Here is a 15,722-nt window from a genome sequence, read left to right on the forward strand (position 1 = left end):
GCGAATTCAAGGCCGGTCTTCCAGGCCCTGGACCCCGTGCATGAAAAAACGACCGGGTTTCCAAAGGACGACGCCCTTTGGCGGGTTTCAGGGCAGCGTCCCGAGGCAACCGCCCGCGATCCCAGTGCGTTAGGCAGGGAACACAGATGCAACCCGGCCGCCCTACGGCCCGGGCCGCCATCCTCTCGTGCCGCGGTGCAGGCGGCGCGCGACGGATGACGGCCCCCGACGCAGATGGAAGGCGGTCCTGCCATGGCCGATGCCCCGCACCATTCCCGATTTCGCACAGGCAGGATCCTGGGGATCGGCCTCGGCGCGCTGGTCCTGGCCGGCGTCCTGGTCGTCCTGCTGTGGTCGTGGGACTGGTTCGTACCGATGGTCAATTCCCGCGCCAGCGCCGCACTGGGGCGCCCGACCACGGTTGCACATCTGCATGTCCGGCTGGGGCGCGTCGTCACGGCCACGGTCGACGACCTGACCATCGCCCAGCCCAAGGGATTCGAGGACGAAAAGCAGCCCTTCGCCACCGCGCGCCAGGCCAGCGTCTCGTTCGACGTGTGGCGCTATATCTGGCATCGCGCGGTCACGCTGCCCCTGGTCGCGTTCGACGCGCCGAAGCTGGACGTCGTGCGTCGCGCCGACGGCAGCACCAACGCCTCGTTCGGTTCGTCGAAGGGCGCGGGCGGGACACCCGCCCTTCCCGATATCGGGGAGTTGCGCATCACCGACGGCCAGGCCCGGATCGCCGATGCCCGGCTGCGGGCGGACATGATGCTGGCGGTGCACACCACCCCGCCGCATGACGGCGAACGGGGCCAGATCGTCGCCGACGCGCGCGGCCGCTATGCCGCGCAGCCGATCGAGGGGCATTTCGTCGGCGGCGCGCTGCTGACGCTGCTGGATACCGCCCATCCCTACCCCGTCGACCTGACCGTCCATAACGGCCCCACCCTGGCCACGCTGAAGGGCAGCATCGTCAATCCGATGAAATTCGAAGGGGCGCGACTGTTCCTTCATTTTTCCGGCCCCGACATGTCCCTGCTCTACCCGCTGACCGGCATCCCGATCCCCCGGACGCCGGAATATTCGGTCACCGGCACCCTCGATTACGACAGCAAGGCCATCCGCTTCGGCGACATGAAGGGAAAGATGGGATCGAGCGACCTGGACGGCACCATCACCGTCGATCCCCATCCCGCCGTGCCCTTCGTGCAGGCGACCCTGCATTCGCATCGCGTGGACCTGGTCGACCTGGGCGGGTTCATCGGGGCCAATCCCGACAAGACGCCCACGGCGGCGGAGAAAAAGGCCGCCGATGCCGATCCGAACGCGCTGCCGGACACGCCGATCAACATCCCCAAGCTGCGCGCGATCAACGCGCATCTGCTCTATCGCGGCGACCATATCGAGAACCGCCGCACGCCGCTGGACAATATCGACGCCGACATCGCCATCCAGGACGGCGCGATCGACGTCCGCCGGCTGAATTTCGCCGTCGGTAGCGGCACCCTGGCCAGCGTGATCACCCTGACCCCGGCCGACACGGGATTCGCGACCCGGATGCGCATGGATTTCGCGCATATCGACCTGTCGCGCATCATGCAGGCCACCACCGGTTCGGGTGCGAAGGGCATCATCGGCGGCCATGCGACGCTGGAGGCCACGGGCAATTCGGTGGCCAGCCTGCTGGCCCGCGGCAATGGCGGCCTGACGCTGGTGCTGGACCAGGGGGGCGACATCTCCGCCCTGGTGCCCGACGTGCTGGGCCTGCAGATCGGCAATGCGGTTCTTTCCGCGCTGGGCTTTCCGAAGCGGACGGACGTGCAGTGCTTCATCGCCGACATGCCGCTGCGCGACGGCGTGGTGTCGACCAGGACGCTGCTGCTGGAAACCGGGGAGGGCCGCACGCTGGGTCGCGGCACCATCGACCTGCGCCGCAACATCATCGATTATGCGCTGACGACGCGCTCGATCCATTTCTCGGTCGCGGCGCTGCCGGGGGCGTTCCACATCACCGGCCCGCTGAAGAGCCCGTCGGTCCTGCCGGGGGCCGAGATCGTCGGCCGCGCGGCCGCGGCCGCCGGGCTGGGCGTCGTCATGCCGCCGCTGGCCCTGCTGCCGACGATCCAGTTCGGGGTCGGCGACACGTCAATCTGCGCCCGCGCCGTCCGCTCGGCGAACGAGAACCCCGCCGCCGGCATCGCGCCCGGGACGCTGAGCCATCCGCGTGGCGAGCGCCGGCCGGCGGGCCGGCGGGCCGCACCTGCCCCCGCGCCCGCACCTGCCGCGCCGGGCAACGCCACGCCGGGCCCGGCCACGAAGATCGACCCCGCCCGCATCCGCGCCGTCTGGCAGGCCCGCATGCGGCAGGGCCGGCAGGGCGGCGGATGAAGGACAGGCGCGCGGGATCGCCGCCCGACCGAATATCCGGGCGGATTCCTAGAAGACGGGGGGCGGGGCGGGACGGATGATGCCGTCCGTCGGGATCGGTCCGGGGCGGCCCAGGAAATAGCCCTGGGCCTCGGTGCAGCCCTCGACGCCCAGGATGTCCAGCTGCACGCGGGTTTCCACCCCCTCGGCCAGGACGGGAATGTTCAGGCTGCGCCCCAGCGCCAGGATGGCACGCAGGATCGCCTTGGATTCCGGCGTATGTTCCACTTCGGTCATGAAGCTGCGATCGAGCTTGATGCGGTCGAAGGGGAAGGTTCTCAGGGTTTCGAGCGACGAATAGCCCACCCCGAAATCGTCGATGGCGATCGACACGCCCAGCGCCTTGATCTGCTGCAGGGTGTGCAGCGACCGCACCTTGTCCACCACGATGGCGGTTTCCGTCATTTCCAGTTCCAGCCGGCGCGGGTCCAGCCCGGTTTCGGCCAGGATGGCGCTGACGTGGGCGGCCAGATGTTCGTCGCCCAGCTGCACGGCCGAAAGATTGACCGCCACCTTGTAGGGCATGGTCCAGGTCGCGGCCTCGCGGCACGCCGCGCGCAGCACCCATTCCCCGATGGGCACGATCGCGCCGCATTCTTCGGCCAGCGGGATGAATTTCACCGGCGGGACCAGTCCCCATTCCGGATGCCGCCAGCGCAGCAGCACCTCCAGGCCCGTGACCTCGTTGCTGGATACCTTCCGCTGCACCTGAAAATGGAGATGGAACTCGTCCCGTTCCAGGGCCTCCCACAGGGCGGCGGTCATCACGCGCCGGCTGCGCGCGGCCTCGTCCATCTCGGCCTCGTAGAAGCAGATCCGCTCGCGCAGCGCCATTTTGGCCCGGTACATCGCCAGGTCGGCATTGCCCATCAGGGTCTCGGCCGTCAGGGCATCCTGCGGGAACAGCGACACGCCGATGCTGGCATCCGGCCGCAGTTCCAGCCGGTCCAGCGTGATCGGGCGGGACAGGCAGTCCTCCAGCCGGGCGACGAAGGCGTGCAGTTCGGCGATGTCGTCGAACCGCTTGGCCGCCGCGAACTCGTCCCCGCCCAGCCGCGCCACCAGCTCGTCATCAGCCTGCACGCTGCGGATCCGTTCGGCCAGGACCACCAGCACCTGGTCCCCGATGGCGTGGCCGTGCTGATCGTTGATTTCCTTGAACTTGTCCAGGTCGATGCCGATCACCGCCAGCCGTGCGCCGGCGCGGTCGGCCAGCATCAGCTCGCGCCGCAGCACCTCGTTGAAGCGCGCGCGGTTCGCCAGCCCCGTCAGCCCGTCATGATGGGCCAGATAGGCGATGCGCGCGTCGGCGCGCAGGCGCTCGGTCACGTCCTCGTAGGTCGCGACCCAGCCGCCGTCCTCCATCGGCCGCACGGTCACCTGTACCGCCAACCCGTCGCCCAGCTGCAGCTGCAGCTGCCCGCCCTGCCCCGGCGGCAGCAGGGCCGCATGCTGCGCGCAGGCGGCGTCGACCTGCCGCTGCCGCGCCGGCTCGGGCAGGTCCAGCCGGGCGTGGACCGCCTCCAGCAACGCGCGGTGGGTCAGGCCCGGATACACCTCGTGCGCCGCCAGGCCGAACAGCGCGGCGCACCGTCCGTTGGCCAGCACCAGCCGCCCGTCCGCCCCGAACAGGCTCAGGCCCTGGGACATGTTTTCCAGTGCGATATCCAGGTTGCGGCTGACCTGCGTGATCCGGTCGGCCGCTTCCTTCCGCCCGGTCTGGTCGCGGGTGATCTTGACGAAGCCGACCAGTGCGCCATCCGCATCACGCGCGGGGCCCAGCGTCACCCCTGCCCAGAACGACGTCCCGTCCTTGCGATAGCGCCATCCTTCCCGCATCACCGTGCCGTCGCGCGCCTCGGCGAGCATGCGTTGCGGCACGCCGGCCTGCCGTTCCTCGGCCGAATAGAATTCTTCGAAATTACGGCCCAGAATCTCGTCCGCCGCATAGCCCTTCAGCCGCTGGGCACCGACATTCCAGGTGCTGACCCGCCCCTTCGGGTCCAGCATGAAGATCGCATGGTCGTGCACCCCCTCGACCAGAAGCCGGAAACCCATCTCGTGCTGCCAGACCGTCCGTTCGGCCCGCAGGGCGAAGAACGCCGCCGCCACGCCGATCGACAGGACGGCCAGCGCCACCACGCCGATCATCAGGATCATGCCGTGCGGCGATGCCACCGGCCCGTGCGCCGCGCGCGCCATGTCGGACATGGCATGCATGGTGACGGCGGACATGGCGATGAAATGCAGCCCTGCGATCGACAGGGCCAGCAGGGCGGCCGGGATCAATCGTTCCAGGGGCGAGGTCCGCCGGCGGCGCTGCGACATGAAGGCCGCGCTGGACAATCCCCCGCCGACCAGCAGCGACACGACCACCAGCGGGACGTTCCACGACATCCGGTCGGGACCGGTCACGGCGGACATGCCCACGAAATGCATCGCCGCGACGCCCGCGCCGAATATCATGCCCGCCGCGAGGTCATCCACCAGCTGGCGGCCGGGCCGTGCCGTCCGCGCCGACAGGCTGACCGCCAGGCTGGTGGCCAGCACGGCGATCAGCAGCGACAGCAGGGTCGGTCCCAGCACGAAGGACAGGGGCACGCCCGGACGATAGGCCAGCATCGCGGTGAAATGCGTGGCCCAGACCCCGAACCCGCCGGTCGCCCCGGTCGCCCCGATCCAGATCGCGCGTCCGCCGCCGGTCCCACGCCGCGCCCGATCCAGCATCATCAGGGCGACATGGCAGCTGAGCAGGCACAACAGCACAGCCACGGCCGTTCCGAATACATCATGCATCAGAACGACCAAGGTCGGAATCCGCGACATCAAAGGCCCCAGCTCAAGGCAGCGCCGCGCCCGCCCCCTCAAGCCGGCCGGGCGCCGGGGCGCCGTCCAGGAAAGGGTCGGGGCGCGCCGACGAAACAGTTTCGCACGGCATGCGACATATCCCGTTCGCCGGCCCCACGCCAGCCTCCCCCGCCCGCATTCATGCCCGGATTCATGCCGGCGTTCATATCGGGGCGGTCAGCCCAGCAGAGACCGCAGGTGCGAACGTACCGCCGGCCATTCGGGCGCGGTGATGCTGTAGACGCAGGTATCGCGCACGGTACCGTCCTGGGTCCGCGTATGACGGCGCAGGATGCCGTCCAGCCGGGCGCCGATGCGTTCGATGGCGCGGCGGCTGCGCTGGTTCAGGACATGGGTGCGCAGTTCGACGGCAAGGCAGTCCAGGTCGTCGAACGCATGACCCAGCAGCAGGAGCTTGGCCTCGGTATTCAGGGCCGTACGCTGCACCGCGCGGGCATACCAGGTGGACCCGATTTCCACCCGCGGCCCCGCGACGTCGATATTCATGAAGGTCGTCATGCCGGCGATGCGCCGGTCGGGCAGGCTGATGACGGTGAAGGGCAGCATCCTGCCCTCGTCCGCCAGGCGCAGCCGCCGGGCGATTTCCGCCGCCATGCCGTCGGGATCGGGGATGCTGGTGTACCACAATGTCCACAGCGACCCGTCGCGCACCGCCTCGACCAGCCCGTCATGATGGGCTGGGGACAGCGGGACGAGCTGGACATGACGCCCGGTCAGGGTGACCGGGGACAGGCGGCGGGGCAGAGAGTCGGACACGGGATCGGCTCCGGAAGACGCGGGAAGATGCAGCAGTCCCGGGAATGCTAGGGGATTGCGGCCCGGCGGACAGGGCCAGTTGCGCGATTTCCGCCAGACCGCCTGGGACGAGCCGCCGCCGCCCCGGCAACGTCAGGACGACGCGTCGCCGTAGGCAACCGGGGTGGCGTGCCAGCCCGCCGCCCGCTTCGCCCAGAACAGGTCGCGCAGCCGCATCGAGACCGGTCCCGGCCGGTCGTCGCCCGGGACGATGTCGTCGATGCGCGAGACCGGCATGATCCCGCCGGCGGTGGTGGAGAGGAAGATTTCCTCCGCGCCGCGCAGTTCCTGCGCCGTTATCGGCCGTTCGCAATATTCCAGGCCCAGGTCGCGGCACAGTTCGGCGACCGACGCGCGCGTGATGCCTTCCAGCGCGCCCCGGTCGGGCGTCACGACCGCCCCGGCGATCACGGCGAAGACGTTGAATCCCGCGCCCTCGGTGACGTGGCCGTCGGCATCCAGCAGCACGCAGGTATCGGCGCCGCGATCCCCGGCCTCGAACAATCCCTGCGTCAGGTCCCCCCAATGGAAATTCTTGACGGTCGGGTCCACCGACCGGTCCGGGATCCGCAGGGCGGAGGCGATGATGAGATGCGCGCCGCGTTCCTGGATTTCGGGCGGGATGACCCAGACCCACGGAATGGCGAAGGCCGCGATATAGTTGCGGCAGGTGGCCGGGTGGAACCGCTGGCCCGGCAGCGGCCGCCCCCGGAGGCAATCCATGGCGACATAGGCGTTCCGCAGGCCGCTGAGGCGGACACATTCATGCAGGATGGCCCTGATCCGCGCATCGTCCTCGGCGGGGTCCATGCGCAGGGCCTGCATGGACCGGCGGAACCGCGCGACGTGATCGTCCAGCCTGAAGAAGCTGCCGTTCCAGACGCCGACCACGTCATAGGTGACGTCCGACCGCCGGTAGCCCCAGTCGGTGATCGGGATGCGGGCGTCGCGCACCGGCATGAACGCGCCGTCGATATAGGCCGCGCCGTCGGCGAAGGGTGTGTCGCGTGTGTCTGTCATGGATGATCCATCGCTGGTTCGGCGTCCGGCCGACCCCGGTTCGGCAGGGCGTCCGTCGCCGCACGATGTCATATTCCGAGTCCAGAATAAACGGAATCATGCCGACCGCGTCGCGCACGAACCGGACATGCCGGGCACGGCGGGATTATGCGAAACCGCGACATTAAGGTCACGATTCGCCTAAAATCGACAGGGTACGCGGGTATGTCGTCTTTATACCGTAACGTGTCGCATACGTCATGAGAACTGTTCCATTGCCGTTATAGCGTCGACGGCGAAAACACCCCGCCGTCATCCGGCAGGATACGGTGTGAACAATCGGGGTGGGCGACCGGACCGCCTGCCCATGCCGGCGGATGGGATGGCGGCCTGCCCCCGGTTACGGAGAACCAGTGTATGTCGAAAAAAAGACGCCTGTCGGATCTCACATTCGCGACCACGCTTCTGCTGTCCTGCGCCCATGGCGCATATGCCGCGACCACCCCGGCGCCGACTGCCACCCCCCCTGCCAAGGCTGCCCCGCGTGCCGCCGCGACGCATGCCGCCGCACCGCACGCCCCCGCCCGGCGACAGGTCGTGCTGGCGGTCGATGCCGAGGCGATCGACGCCGTGGGGCACCACATCGCCCACGGAACGCAGAACGTCATTTCGGCCGACATGCTGGCGCGCGCGGTCCCCGGCACCAACCCGCTGCAGGTCCTGGCGACACAGCCGGGCGTCAGCTTCGTGTCGGATGACCCGCAGGGCCTGAATACCTGGTCGAACCAGTTCTACATGCACGGGTTCATGCAGAACCAGATCGGCATGACGCTGGACGGCATTCCGCTGGGCGACCAGCAATATCATTCCTACAACGGCCTGAATTCGATCGCCGCCATTTCGTCGGAAAATGTCGGCCGCATGGACGTGTCCATGAGCGCCGGCGCCGAGTCCATTGCCAGCACCAGCAATCTGGGCGGATCGGTGGAATATTATTCCTCCGACCCCAAGATGAAGGGCGGCGCGACCATCGCGCAGACCTTCGGCAGCAACGATATGTTCCACACCTATATCCGGGGGGACAGCGGCGCGCTGAACCAGTCGGGTACCCGCTTCTACGTGTCGTACATGCGCAACGACACCAACAAGTGGAAGGGCGGCGGCAACATGTTCATGCAGCAGGTGAACGCCAAGTTCCTGCAACCGATCGGCGAGAGCAGCAAGTTCAGCATGTATTTCGACTGGTCCGACCTGGACCAGTACGCCTACCAGGACATGTCGTTCGACATGCTGAAGAACGGCGGCTACCGGATCGACAATTTCGTCGGCACGCCCAACGCCTATGCCAAGGCCTATAACTCGGCGCTGAATGCGAACGGCCTGGGCGGCAGCCTGCCGCCGGGCTACAGCAAGATGTCCGACCCGTGGGATGCCTCGTACTATGACGGCGCCACGGTCGAACGCGATTACCTGGGCGGCGCCAACCTGGACCTGCTGCTGACCGACCGCCTGCGCTGGGTCAGCGTCGTCTACGGCCAGGGCGAATATGGCCGCGGCACGTGGGCCAGCCCCTACATGTCCTCGCCCAGCGGCGCGCCGCTGATCGACCAGATCACCGTGCCGAAGACCCAGCGGTTCGGCTTCTCGTCGTCGCTGCATTACGACATCGCGCACAACCATATCCGCGGCGGCATCTGGTACGAGAACTACCATGTCGATGTCGGCCGTTACGCCTATAACGAACCCGTGCTGGGCCAGGGCGAGCCGATCAACTCGCTCGGCTCGCTGCCCCTGCCGTTCGCGACGCTGTGGGCGCAGACCTTCAATTCCAACAGCTTCACCGCCTTCGTGCAGGACACCTACAACGTCCTGCCGAACGTGGCGCTGCATTTCGGGTTCAAGTCGCAGTTGCAGACCGTCACGGCCGGCCAGACGGGGAACCTGCCCTCCTATACCGGCACCGACGCGATCGCCGCGGGCAGCGTGACCACGGCCAAGGCGTTCCTGCCGCATATCAGCGGCGACTGGCATTTCCTGCGTCATAACGAACTGTTCTTCGACGTCTCGGAAAACGTGCAGTCGTTCCCGATCGCCGGTTACAAGCAGGGGCCGTCGCCCTTCGCGGTGACGCAGTCGGCCTATAACCAGATGCAGGCCAACGGCGGCCTGAAGCCCCAGACGGACTGGAACTATGCCGTCGGGTACCGCTACAACGACCGTTACGTCCAGGCGTCCCTGTATGCCTACCATACGGATTTCAGCAACCGCATGCAGCAGATCACGTCCGGTTCGATCACCAACCCGGTCTCGACCGTGGCGAACGTCGGCAGCGTGACCATGAACGGCGTCGACGCCGGCCTGACCATCACGCCCATCACCGGGTTGGCGCTGTACAACAGCATCAGCTACGACCATGCGACCTATGGCGACAACCTGACCCAGATCTCGGGGGGGCAGGCCACCACCTACGCGCTGAAGGGCCAGCAGGTCGTCAATTATCCGCGCTTCATGTACAAGGCCAGCCTGTCCTACCGCTGGCGCCACGCCGATGTCCATGTGGACACCAACTATATGGGCACCCGCAATTTCAGCTATACCGGCGATATGAGGACGCCGGGCTACTGGCTCGAAAGCCTGGGCGCACGCTACCATTTCGGCGACATGGGCAAATATAACCGCACGTTCGGCTTCATGAAGAACCTGACGTTCGAGTTCAACGTCTACAACCTGACCAACACCAAATACATCGCCACCACCGGCGAGAACGGCAACCCGATGATGGGCGACTACCAGTCGTTCCTGGTCGGCGCGCCGCGCCAGTACTACGGCACGCTGCGCGCGGAATTCTGACCGCGCGGCGGCGCGGGCCGTCCCCTTTTCCCCACGCGGGGAGGGGAAGGCCCGCGCCTCTTGACTCGCTTCGTTCCCACCCCAGCTTCCTGGAACCGGGCCGCCGTCGCGGCCCGGCGGACAGGGGGCGTGCTCTCTGATCGCTCCCTGCCCGACGGGCCTACACCGGCGACCGCCCTGGCGGCCGTGCGGCGCGGGTCCCGGCCGCAACCGAAGGGAACGATCCAATGGCTATGCGCAATCTCATGCCCTGGGGACGGGACGAATCCAGGCCGCCGGCGCCGGTCCAGGACCGGCAGGGCGGCCCGTTCCTCAGCCTCCATCGGGAAATAGACCGGCTGTTCGACGATTTCATGCAGAGCTGGGATCCGCGCGGCCCGCGCGGCGGCGCCTGGCCGAGCGTGGAAGTGGCCGAAACCGACACCGAAATCCGCGTGACCGCCGAACTGCCTGGCCTGACCGAGAAGGACATCACGCTGAGCGTCGATAACGGCGTGATGTGCCTGTGCGGCGAACGCCGGCAGGAAAGCGAGGATGCGGCCAGCGGCTACAGCGAACGACGCTATGGCCGGTTCGAGCGGCGTTTCACCCTGCCCCACGACGTGAAGGAGGACGAGGCCACCGCCCGGTTCAACAACGGCGTGCTGACGGTGACGCTGCCGCGCAGCGCGGAGGCTGCCCAGGGACGCCGCATTCCGATCAATGCCGAAACCCAGCACTGATCGATGCCCGCCTGATCCGGCGACAGGCCCGGTGCGACGCGTCCCCGCCGGGGCGCTTCGCACCGGCCAGGGTTGCCCGGCCTGCATTCGGCCGGCCCGCGCTCACCGGGCCCGCATGCCACCGGCGGCATGGCCGGGCGCGGGAATTGGGGTTAGACTGGCGGCATGACGGATTCCGACGCCCTTCATCATTCCCTCCTGACGGTCGATACGCATATCGACATTCCCTGGCCCGACCGGGGCGACATCGGGCAGGACACGGACACGCGGCATGTCGACCTGCCGAAGCTGCGGCGCGGCGGCATCTCGGCAGCCTGCCTGGTCGCCTATGTCGGGCAGGGCCCCACGGACGAGGCCCGCCACGCCGCGGTGGGTCGGCAGGCGCTGGAAATGCTGGACGCGATCGGGCGGACGGCCGACACCGGCATGGCGCGGATCTGTCCCCTGGCCGACCAGATCGAGGCCGCACACCGCGATGGCGTGACGGCCATCGTCCCGGCGGTGGAAAACGGCTATGCGATGGGCGAGGACCTGTCGCTGCTGTCGCAGTTCCGGGCGAAGGGCGCGCGCTACATGACGCTGACCCATAACGGGCACAATGCGCTGGGCGATTCCGCCCGGCCGCTGTCGACCCTGGGCGACAGCGCCGCGCGGCATGGCGGCCTGTCCGGCCTGGGGCGCGAGGCGATCGCGGAGATGAACCGGCTGGGCCTGATGGTCGACGTGTCGCATACCGCGCGCAGCACGATGATGCAGGCGCTGCGCCTGTCGCGCAGCCCGGTCCTGGCCACCCATTCCTGCGTCCGCGCGCTGTGCGACCATCCGCGCAACCTGGATGACGAACAGCTGGACGCGCTGCGTGCGTGCGACGGGGTGATCCACATCACCGCCGTCGACGCCTTCCTGCGCCCGCGCGAGGTCCGGCAGCAGCGCCCCGTCACGGTTGCCGATTATGTGGACCATATCGATTACGTGGCGCAGCGCATCGGCGTGCGGCATGTCGGCATTTCGTCGGATTTCGACGGCGGCGGCACCATCGAGGGCTGGCGCAACGCCGCGCAATCGCCCGCGCTGACGGCGGAACTGGTGCGGCGCGGATATGACCGCGCGCAGATCGCGGCGATCTGGGGCGGCAACTTCCTGCGTGTCCTGCGCGGGGCCGAAGCCGTCGCCGACGCCTGAGCGGCCTGTTCAAGGATGGGGGCCGGCATGCGAGAACGGCCCTTTGACCCCGCCCGGCGTGTGTTTTCGGGCACCGAAGCGCGGCGCCCTTGTGGACCACCCGCCACGAACCGGCCCTGATACCCGTCCGCCCTAGCCCCCGGGCCGCCAAGCGGCTATATCCCCGGGCCAGATTCATCTGCAGACAGGACTGAACATGAGCGCCAGCAGCACCGACTACAAGGTCAAGGACATCTCCCTCGCGGAATGGGGCCGCAAGGAAATCTCGATCGCCGAGGGCGAGATGCCGGGCCTGATGGCGCTGCGCGAGGAATTCGGGGCCAGCCAGCCGCTGGCGGGCGCGCGCATCGCCGGATGCCTGCACATGACCATCCAGACCGCGGTGCTGATCGAGACGCTGACGGCGCTGGGCGCCACCGTCCGCTGGTCGTCGTGCAACATCTTCTCGACCCAGGATCACGCCGCCGCCGCCATCGCCGCGACGGGCGTGCCGGTCTTCGCCTGGAAGGGCCTGTCCGAGGAGGAGTTCTGGTGGTGCATCGAGGCGACCATCAAGGGGCCGGACGGCTGGACGCCGAACATGATCCTGGATGACGGCGGCGACCTGACCGTGCTGATGCACGACAAATATCCCGAGATGCTGGCCGACGTGCGCGGCCTGTCCGAGGAAACGACGACCGGCGTGCATCGCCTGTGGGAAATGGCGAAGAAGGGCACGCTGGCCGTCCCGGCGATCAACGTCAACGACAGCGTCACCAAGTCGAAATTCGACAATCTGTATGGCTGCCGCGAGAGCCTGGTGGACGCGATCCGTCGCGGCACCGACGTGATGATGGCTGGCAAGATCGCCGTCGTCGCGGGCTATGGCGACGTGGGCAAGGGTTCGGCGGCGTCGCTGCGCAATGCGGGCTGCCGCGTGCTGGTGACCGAGGCCGACCCGATCTGCGCCCTGCAGGCCGCGATGGAAGGCTACGAGGTCGTGACGATGGAAAACGCCGCGCCGCGCGGCGACATCTTCGTCACCTGCACGGGCAACGTGGACATCATCACCATCGACCACATGCGCGAGATGAAGCACCGCGCCATCGTCTGCAATATCGGCCATTTCGATTCCGAGATCCAGGTCGAGGCCCTGCGCAACTTCCCGTGGGACAACATCAAGCCGCAGGTCGATGAAATCGTCTTCCCGGACGGCAAGCGCCTGATCCTGCTGTCCGAAGGCCGCCTGGTGAACCTTGGCAACGCGACCGGCCATCCGTCCTTCGTGATGTCGGCGTCCTTCACCAACCAGACCCTGGCGCAGATCGAACTGTGGACCGCCGCCCCCGGCAAGTACGAACGCCAAGTCTACACCCTGCCGAAGCACCTGGACGAGAAGGTTGCCGCCCTGCACCTGGCCAAGGTCGGCGCCGAGCTGACGAAGATGTCGCAGAAACAGGCGGAGTATATCGGCGTTCCGGTCAACGGGCCGTTCAAGAACGACCTGTACCGGTACTGACGGTACCCCCGTCCGGCGGCCTGGCGCCGCCGGACGCCCCATAAGGGAGACCCGACCATGAGCATTTTCGGCGCCATCATGTCCCGCATCTTCGGCCATGCCGAAGCCCCTGCGGCCACCCCCGCCGCCGCCACACCCAGTCCTGACCCCACGGCGCCGGCGCCGGTCGCCGCCCCCGCGCAGGCCGTGGACGTCGCCGCCATCCTGAGCGAGATGGCCGCCAAGTCCGGCCAGTCCCTGAACTGGCGGCAATCGATCGTCGACCTGATGAAGCTGCTGGGCCTGGACAGTTCGCTGGCCGCCCGCAAGGAACTGGCCGGCGAGCTGCATTATACCGGCGACACCAGCGATTCCGCCGCGATGAATGTATGGCTGCACAGGCAGGTCATGCAGAAGCTGGCCGAAAACGGCGGCAAGGTCCCCGACGACCTGAAATGAGCCCCCGGACATGAGCCCGCAGCCGGCACGGCGCGACCCGGTGGAAGAGCGCCTGCCGCCCTGGCAGTTGCTGGTCTGCGGCCTGCAGCATGTCCTGGTCATCTATGCCGGGGTCGTCAGCGTGCCGCTGATCTTCGGGGCGGCCCTGGGCCTGGATCCGGTCCAGCTGATCCTGCTGGTCAATGCCAGCATCCTGACCTCGGGCGTCGCCACGCTGATCCAGACGCTGGGGGTGGGGCCGTTCGGGGCGCGGCTGCCGCTGATCCAGGCCTCGTCGTTCATCGCGCTGCCGCCGATGATCATGATCGCCCGCGACTACGACATGCCGACCGCCTATGGCGCGGTGATCGGGGCGGGGCTGGCGACCTGCGCGCTGGCCCCCTTCGCCAGCCGCCTGACCCGCTTCTTCCCGCCCGTCGTCATCGGCAGCGTCATCACCGTGGTGGGGCTGTCGCTGATGCCGGCGGCGGCGAACTGGCTGGGCGGCGGGCGGCCGGGCGATCCGGGGTTCGGCGCGCCGGCGCACCTGCTGCTGGGCTTCGCGACCCTGGCGCTGACTCTGCTGATCACCGCGCGGGCCACCGGCACCGGCCGCACGCTGGCGATCCTGCTGGGCCTGGCGGGGGGCACCGCCATCGGGGTGCTGACCGGGCAGGCCGATTTCGGTACGGTCCGCCAGGTCGCCTGGGTCGCGCTGCCGCCGGTCCTGCCGTTCGGGCGGCCGGCCTTTCATGTCGCGCCGATCCTGATCATGACCATGGCGATGATGGTGATCCTGGTGGAAACGACCGGAAACTGCCTGGCCGTGTCGCGCCTGGCCGGCCGGGCCGCCACCCGCGACGTCCTGACGCGCACCTATGCCGCCGACGGGCTGTCGACCCTGCTGGGCGGGCTGTTCGGCGGGACGCCCTATAACGCGTTCGCCCAGAATACCGGCCTGATCGCCCTGACGGGCATCCGCAGCCGCTTCGTCGTCGCGGCGGCCGGCGGGCTGATGGTCACGATGGGGCTGTTCCCCCGCCTGGGGGCGGCGGTCGCCTGCCTGCCCCGGCCGGTGCTGGGCGGGTCGGCCATCCTGATGTTCGGCATGACCGCGATGGCGGGGATCCAGGATCTGGCGCGCGTGCGCCTGGGCAGCACGTCGGGCGCGCTGGTGCCGGCGGTGGCGATCGGCGCGGGCATGCTGCCGATGGCCTGCCCCACCCTGTTCGCGCACCTGCCCGGCCCGCTGCGGATCATGACCGGCAGCGGCGTGTTCCTGGCGGCCTTCTGCGCCGTCACCCTGAACCTGCTGCTGTCGCCCGGCGCGGCCGCGGACGCGGAGGCCGCCGACGACGAGGGCGCCACCGCCTTGTCCCCCCGCTGACCCGAGGCCCGCGATGCCCCCTGCCCCGTCCGCCGCCGACCTGGACCTGCTGCGGCAGGCCATCGCCCTGTCCGAGGCGTCCCGCGCCCAGGGGCGGCATCCGTTCGCCGCCCTGGTCGCCGATGCGCAGGGGCGCGTGGTGGCCACCGCCCTGAACAATTCCCTGCCGCCCGAGGGCGACCCGACGCAGCATGCGGAACTGCGCGCGGTGGCGCAGGCGGCGCGGATCCTGGCGCCGGACGAACTGGCGGGCTGCACGCTGTATAGCAGCGCCGAACCGTGCTGCATGTGCGCGGGCGCGGTCTATTGGGGCAATATCCGCCGTGTGGTCTATGCGCTGTCGGAACGCGGGCTGCTGGCGCTGACGGGCACGCATCCGGAAAACCCGACCTTTTCCCTGCCCTGCCGCGAGGTCTTCGCCCGTGGGCAGCACGCGACCGAGGTGCTGGGCCCGCTGATCGAGGACGAGGCCGCGCGCGTGCATGCCGGCTTCTGGTGCGACGGGCCGCCGGAAGGCTGAGTCCGCCCCGCCTTGCCCGGGGTCACCCCGGGCCGCCCCGGGATTGCAACGGGC

At 68.6% G+C, this 15,722-nt stretch carries 11 protein-coding genes; 8 read left to right on the plus strand and 3 right to left on the minus strand.

The genetic code is table 11. The features are described 5' to 3' along the window. The first annotated feature begins 252 nt into the window (after nt 1–252). Nucleotides 253–2,391: an AsmA family protein gene (locus HLH28_RS11130; RefSeq protein WP_182958993.1), complete on the plus strand. Its 2,139-nt coding sequence runs from the start codon at nt 253–255 to the stop codon at nt 2,389–2,391. Nucleotides 2,392–2,439: 48 nt separating this feature from the next. Here the strand turns inward: HLH28_RS11130 and HLH28_RS11135 are convergent, their stop codons facing one another. The 3 genes from HLH28_RS11135 to HLH28_RS11145 all read right to left on the minus strand — a co-directional run bounded on the left by HLH28_RS11135 (nt 2,440) and on the right by HLH28_RS11145 (nt 7,113). After that, a complete protein-coding gene (locus HLH28_RS11135; protein ID WP_338029718.1) occupies nt 2,440–5,202 on the minus strand; it encodes a bifunctional diguanylate cyclase/phosphodiesterase in 2,763 nt (920 codons plus the stop codon). Between the two features lie 252 nt (nt 5,203–5,454). Then, nucleotides 5,455–6,054: a GNAT family N-acetyltransferase gene (locus HLH28_RS11140; RefSeq protein ID WP_182959000.1), complete on the minus strand. Its 600-nt coding sequence runs from the start codon at nt 6,052–6,054 to the stop codon at nt 5,455–5,457. A 132-nt stretch (nt 6,055–6,186) separates the two neighbouring features. Continuing rightward, nucleotides 6,187–7,113 (minus strand): aminotransferase class IV, encoded by a 927-nt coding sequence (locus HLH28_RS11145; protein ID WP_182959003.1) that lies wholly within the window; start codon nt 7,111–7,113, stop codon nt 6,187–6,189. Nucleotides 7,114–7,509: 396 nt separating this feature from the next. On the opposite strand from HLH28_RS11145, the gene HLH28_RS11150 reads away from it, so the two are divergent. The 7 genes from HLH28_RS11150 (at nt 7,510) to HLH28_RS11180 (ending at nt 15,668) form a co-directional block, all read left to right on the plus strand. Then, complete coding sequence (locus HLH28_RS11150; RefSeq protein ID WP_182959007.1) at nt 7,510–9,942, plus strand: TonB-dependent receptor; 2,433 nt, start codon at nt 7,510–7,512, stop codon at nt 9,940–9,942. A gap of 227 nt (nt 9,943–10,169) precedes the next feature. Next, on the plus strand, nt 10,170–10,664 hold the full coding sequence (locus tag HLH28_RS11155) for an Hsp20/alpha crystallin family protein (RefSeq protein ID WP_182959010.1): 495 nt from the start codon (nt 10,170–10,172) through the stop codon (nt 10,662–10,664). A gap of 165 nt (nt 10,665–10,829) precedes the next feature. Further along, nucleotides 10,830–11,846: a dipeptidase gene (locus tag HLH28_RS11160; protein WP_182959012.1), complete on the plus strand. Its 1,017-nt coding sequence runs from the start codon at nt 10,830–10,832 to the stop codon at nt 11,844–11,846. Between the two features lie 196 nt (nt 11,847–12,042). After that, a complete protein-coding gene (ahcY, locus tag HLH28_RS11165) occupies nt 12,043–13,344 on the plus strand; it encodes an adenosylhomocysteinase (protein ID WP_182959015.1) in 1,302 nt (433 codons plus the stop codon). Between the two features lie 57 nt (nt 13,345–13,401). Next, nucleotides 13,402–13,782, plus strand: a complete 381-nt coding sequence (locus HLH28_RS11170) for a DUF3597 domain-containing protein (RefSeq protein ID WP_182959020.1) — start codon at nt 13,402–13,404, stop codon at nt 13,780–13,782. 10 nt (nt 13,783–13,792) lie between these two features. After that, nucleotides 13,793–15,148, plus strand: a complete 1,356-nt coding sequence (locus HLH28_RS11175; protein ID WP_182959024.1) for a nucleobase:cation symporter-2 family protein — start codon at nt 13,793–13,795, stop codon at nt 15,146–15,148. A gap of 13 nt (nt 15,149–15,161) precedes the next feature. After that, entirely contained in the window at nt 15,162–15,668 is a 507-nt protein-coding gene (locus tag HLH28_RS11180) for a nucleoside deaminase (protein WP_182959027.1), read from the plus strand. The last annotated feature ends 54 nt before the right edge of the window (nt 15,669–15,722 follow it).

It is taken from the genome of Gluconacetobacter tumulisoli, assembly GCF_014174155.1.
GTDB classification, from domain to species: Bacteria; Pseudomonadota; Alphaproteobacteria; order Acetobacterales; family Acetobacteraceae; genus Gluconacetobacter; species Gluconacetobacter tumulisoli.

Excerpts from the sequence above, each read along its gene's own strand:
- HLH28_RS11130 (WP_182958993.1), top strand. The coding sequence starts at position 253 with ATGGCCGATGCCCCGCACCATTCCCGATTTCGCACAGGCAGGATCCTG.
- HLH28_RS11145 (WP_182959003.1), bottom strand. The coding sequence starts at position 7,113 with ATGACAGACACACGCGACACACCCTTCGCCGACGGCGCGGCCTATATC.
- HLH28_RS11150 (WP_182959007.1), top strand. The coding sequence starts at position 7,510 with ATGTCGAAAAAAAGACGCCTGTCGGATCTCACATTCGCGACCACGCTT.
- HLH28_RS11155 (WP_182959010.1), top strand. The coding sequence starts at position 10,170 with ATGGCTATGCGCAATCTCATGCCCTGGGGACGGGACGAATCCAGGCCG.
- HLH28_RS11160 (WP_182959012.1), top strand. The coding sequence starts at position 10,830 with ATGACGGATTCCGACGCCCTTCATCATTCCCTCCTGACGGTCGATACG.
- ahcY (WP_182959015.1), top strand. The coding sequence starts at position 12,043 with ATGAGCGCCAGCAGCACCGACTACAAGGTCAAGGACATCTCCCTCGCG.
- HLH28_RS11170 (WP_182959020.1), top strand. The coding sequence starts at position 13,402 with ATGAGCATTTTCGGCGCCATCATGTCCCGCATCTTCGGCCATGCCGAA.
- HLH28_RS11175 (WP_182959024.1), top strand. The coding sequence starts at position 13,793 with ATGAGCCCGCAGCCGGCACGGCGCGACCCGGTGGAAGAGCGCCTGCCG.
- HLH28_RS11180 (WP_182959027.1), top strand. The coding sequence starts at position 15,162 with ATGCCCCCTGCCCCGTCCGCCGCCGACCTGGACCTGCTGCGGCAGGCC.